At 71.3% G+C, this 4,244-nt stretch carries 2 protein-coding genes; both read right to left on the reverse strand.

The window, feature by feature from the left end; all coding sequences use genetic code 11:
• Nucleotides 1-45 precede the first annotated feature (45 nt).
• The gene (locus tag STRTUCAR8_RS41715) at nt 46-3,786 is read right to left on the reverse strand and encodes an ABC transporter ATP-binding protein (RefSeq protein ID WP_044473800.1); all 3,741 of its coding nucleotides are present in this window, start codon (nt 3,784-3,786) and stop codon (nt 46-48) included.
• 146 nt (nt 3,787-3,932) lie between these two features.
• Nucleotides 3,933-4,130, reverse strand: a complete 198-nt coding sequence (locus STRTUCAR8_RS41720) for a hypothetical protein (protein WP_006382445.1) — start codon at nt 4,128-4,130, stop codon at nt 3,933-3,935.
• Nucleotides 4,131-4,244: the final 114 nt, after the last annotated feature.

Genomic DNA, 4,244 nt, shown 5'->3' on the forward strand with positions numbered 1-4,244 from the left:
GCACGGCACAGGTCGAACGGTTGCGCCAGTCGATCAGGGGGCCGATCAGCGGGCCGAGGTGACCGGTTCCTCCGGTTCCTCCGCTGTTCCCGCGAAGGCACGCCACAGTTCGGCGTACTGGCCGTCCAGGGCGAGCAGTTCGTCGTGGGTGCCGTCCTCAGCGACCCGGCCGTGGTCCATGAGGACGACCCGGTCGGCGCGGGCGGCGGTGGTGAGGCGGTGGGCGACGACGAGGGTCGTACGACGGCCCGCGAGCCGGTCCGTCGCCTGGTTGACCTGAGCTTCCGTCGCCAGGTCCAGGGCCGCCGTCGCCTCGTCGAGGAGCAGGATGTCAGGGTCGACCAGTTCGGCGCGCGCCAGCGCGATCAGCTGGCGCTGGCCCGCCGAGAGGTTGCGTCCGCGCTCGGCGACCTCGTGGAGGTAGCCGCCCTCCAGCGTGGCGATCATGTCGTGCGCCCCGACCGCCCGGGCCGCCGCCTCCACCTGGGCGTCGGTGGCGTCGGGCCGCCCGTAGGCGATGGCGTCCCGCACCGTCCCCTGGAACAGGTACGCCTCCTGCGGCACGACCCCGAGGCGATGCCGGTACGAGGTGACGTCGAGGTCGCGCAGATCGGTGCCGTCGACGGTGACCCGGCCGCCGGTCGGGTCGTAGAAGCGGGCGACCAGCTTCACGAGCGTCGACTTGCCGGCGCCCGTCTCGCCGACGAAGGCGACGGTCTGCCCGGCCGGGATCGTCAACCGCACGCCGCTCAGGGCCTCTTCGGCGTCGTCGCCGGAACCGTACGCGAAGTCCACGCCCTCGAAGGCGATGTCACCCCGCAGCGAGATGACGTCCATCGGCTCCTCGGCGGCCTCCGTCGAGGTCCGCTCCTGGAGGAGCTCCTGGATGCGCCCCAGCGAGACGGTCGCCTGCTGGTACCCGTCGAAGACCTGCGAGAGCTGCTGCACGGGCGCGAAGAACAGGTCGATGTAGAGGAGGTAGGCGACCAGCGCACCGGTCGTCAGCGTCCCGTCGTCGATCCGCCCCGCGCCGACGATCAGCACCGCCGCCGCGGCGACCGAGGCCAGCAGCTGCACGAAGGGGAAGTACACGGAGATCAGCCACTGCCCCCGCACCCGCGCCCGGCGATAGCTGTCACTGCCCTCCGCGAACCGCTCGTTGCCCGATCGCTCGCCCCGGAAGGCCTGCACGATCCGCAGCCCGGACACCGACTCCTGGAGGTCCGCGTTGACCACGGACACGCGCTCACGGGCGAGTTCGTACGCCTTCACGCTCGCCCGGCGGAAGTAGACCGTGCCGACGACCAGCACCGGGATGGTGACGAACACGACGAGCGCGAGCTGCACGTCGATCACCACGAGGGCGACCATGATGCCGAAGAAGGTGACGACGGAGACGAAGGCGGTGACCAGGCCGGTCTGCAGGAACGTGGAGAGGGCGTCGACGTCGGTCGTCATCCTCGTCATGATCCGCCCGGTCAACTCCCGTTCGTAGTAGTCGAGTCCGAGGCGCTGCAGCTGGGCGAAGATCTTCAACCGGAGTGCGTACAGGACGCGTTCGCCGGTGCGGCCGGTCATCCGCATCTCGCCGATCTGCGCCGCCCACTGGACGACGACGGACACCAGGGCGAGCCCGGCGGCCACCCACACGGCACCCAGGGCGAGTTGGGAGACACCCGAGTCGATGCCGTGCCGGATCAGGATCGGCAGGAGCAGCCCCATCCCGGCGTCCACGGCGACCAGCGCGAGGCTCACCAGCAACGGCCTCCCGAAGCCGCGCAGCAGCCGCTTCAGCCCGTACGACTCCTCGGGCGTGACCGCGCGTGCCTCGTCGATGCCCGGGGTGTCGGCGGCCGGGGGCAACGCCTCGACCTGGGCGAGGAGTTCGGGCGTGGCCGGCATTCCGTCGAACGCGGTGTCCTTGCGCTCGCGGTCGCCGGTCCACAGCCTCGGTGTGACGCCGCGCTCGGCGTCGAACTCGGCGTCCAGCTCCTCCCGTACGGAGGTGTCCTCGGGCTGCAGGGTGGGCAGGGCGCGGCCGGGCGAGACGCCGCCCAGCTCGTCCGGGTCGGTCAGCAGCCGCCGGTACAGGGCGGAGCGGGCCTGGAGTTCGTCGTGGGTGCCGAGGTCGGCGAGGCGTCCGCCGTCGAGGACGGCGATGCGGTCGGCGAGGCCGAGGGTGGAGCGGCGGTGGGCGATGAGGAGGGTCGTCCGGCCCTGCATGACGTGCCCCAGGGCCTCGTGGATCTCGTGCTCGACACGCGCGTCCACGGCGGAGGTGGCGTCGTCGAGGACGAGGAGCCGGGGGTCGGTGAGGATGGCGCGGGCGAGGGCGACGCGCTGGCGCTGGCCGCCGGAGAGGGTGAGGCCGTGCTCGCCGACCTTGGTGTCGTAGCCGTGGGGCAGCTCGGCGATGAAACGGTCCGCCTGGGCGGCGCGCGCGGCGGTGAGGATCTGTTCGTCGGTGGCGTCCGGACGGCCGTACGCGATGTTGGCGCGGACGGTGTCGGAGAAGAGGAACGAGTCCTCGGGGACCAGCCCGATCGCGGCCCGGAGGGAGTCCTGGGTCAGCTCGCGGACGTCGTGCCCGCCGATGAGGACCGCGCCGCGTGTCACGTCGTAGAAGCGCGGCAGGAGGAGCGAGACGGTCGACTTGCCGGAGCCGGAGGAGCCGACGACGGCGAGGGTCTCGCCGGGCCGGATCTCGAAGCTGAGGCCGTCGAGGACGGGGTGCTCAGGGTCGTATCCGAACGACACGTCGTCGAACTCGACGGTGGCAGGTGCGTCGGCGGGCAGGTCCTTGTGCCCGTCCGCCATGGACGGCCGGGTGTCGATGAGCTCGAGGACACGCTCGGTACCGGCGCGCGCCTGCTGCCCGACGGTCAGCACCATGGCGAGCATGCGCACGGGCCCGACGAGCTGGGCGAGATAGGTGGAGAAGGCGACGAACGTACCGAGCGTGATGTGCCCGCCCACGGCCAGCCAGCCGCCCACGGCGAGCATGGCGACCTGCCCGAGCACGGGCACCGCCTGGAGGGCCGGGGTGTAGACGGAGTTGAACCGGATGGTCCGCAGCCGCCCCGCGAAGAGCCGCCGCCCGACCTCCCGGAGCTTCCCGGTCTCCTGGTCCTCCTGCCCGAACCCCTTCACCACGCGTACTCCGGTCACGGCGCCGTCCACGACACCGGCGACGGCGGCGGCCTGGGCCTGCGCGTACCAGGTGGCCGGGTGGAGCTTCGTACGGCTGCGCTTGGCGACGAACCAGAGGGCGGGGGCGACGGCGAGGGCGACCAGGGTGAGCGGGATGGACAGCCAGGCCATGATCGCCAGGGAGATCACGAAGAGCAGCACGTTCCCGAGGGTCATCGGGAGCATGTAGAAGAGGCTCTGGATCAGCTGGAGGTCGCTGGTGGCCCGGCCGACGATCTGGCCGGTCGACAGCTCGTCCTGGCGGCGCCCGTCGAGCCGGGTGATCGTCTCGAACATCTCCGTCCGCAGGTCGTGCTGGACGTCGAGGGCGAGCCGGCCACCGTAGTAGCGCCGGATGTAGGTGAGGACGTAGACGAACACGGCGGCGACGACGAGCGCGCCCGCCCAGGGGGCCATGGAGCGGCTCTTGTCGCCGATCACGTCGTCGATGATCACCTTGGTGATCAGCGGGACCAGCGCCATCAGGGCCATACCGCCCAGGGACGCGCCCAGGGAGAGCACGACGTCCTTCGGATACCGCCAGGCGTATCCGACCAGCCGCCGCGCCCATCCCGGTGCCGAGATGGATTCCGGCACCTGTTTCGGTTCGTGTCCCGGCTTCCGCCCCCGCTGCTCTGCCACTCCGGCGCCTTCCGTAGATCCGCGATTCCGCACTCCGCCGGTAAGCACCAACACGGGCGGAAGGGGATTTCATCCCGCCGCAACAAATCGTCGGGCGGTGACTACGCCCCGTGCGGGAGCGTGACGCGCGAGCGCGCCTCGGGCCGCGGTGTCTGCGGCGGGAGGGTGCTCACGTCCACCTGGTGGGCGATCACCCAGCGCCAGTAGTCGCGCACGCTGCGGGTGTCGCGGGCGGCGACGGGGCGGTCGGCCGGGGGCGCCGCCGCCAGGTCGGGGACCCTGCGGGGGACGACTTCCATGAGGACGGCGTGGACACGGCCGTCACTGAAGGGACGGAGGGTTTCATCTCGGAGGAGACGAGAGTGAACAGGCGTTACTGGCTTTACTGGTATGGGAGTTGGCATTCACCGGTC

The sequence above is a fragment of the Streptomyces turgidiscabies Car8 genome (assembly GCF_000331005.1).
Taxonomy (GTDB): domain Bacteria; phylum Actinomycetota; class Actinomycetes; order Streptomycetales; family Streptomycetaceae; genus Streptomyces; species Streptomyces turgidiscabies.

Bases quoted from the DNA above. Each gene is read 5' to 3' on its own strand.
- STRTUCAR8_RS41720 (WP_006382445.1), bottom strand. From the start codon at position 4,130: ATGGAAGTCGTCCCCCGCAGGGTCCCCGACCTGGCGGCGGCGCCCCCG.